1 protein-coding gene is annotated in these 277 nt (G+C 40.4%); it reads left to right on the plus strand.

Annotated features, from left to right (window positions below):
* A partial coding sequence (locus ACFIK8_RS12635) for a toprim domain-containing protein (RefSeq protein ID WP_375669623.1) occupies nucleotides 1-277 on the plus strand: 277 nt, incomplete at both ends.

The following is a 277-nucleotide window of genomic DNA, read 5'->3' on the forward strand; positions in this document are numbered from 1 at the left end:
TATGAACGTATTATTATTATGACAGATGCGGATGTTGATGGTGCTCATATTGCCTCACTCCTTATTACCTTCTTTTTTCAAGAAATGCCGGATCTTATTCGTCAAGGACATTTATACCTTGCTGTCCCTCCCCTTTACAGAATATCGCAAGGGGGAAAAGTCGCTTATGCACGTGACGACACCCATAAGAATGAATTGCTAAAAACTGAATTTACCGGAAAAGCTAAAATCGAAATTGGACGTTTTAAAGGACTTGGAGAAATGCGCGCTGAACAGC

Source organism: Bartonella sp. MR168JLCBS, from assembly GCF_042194175.1.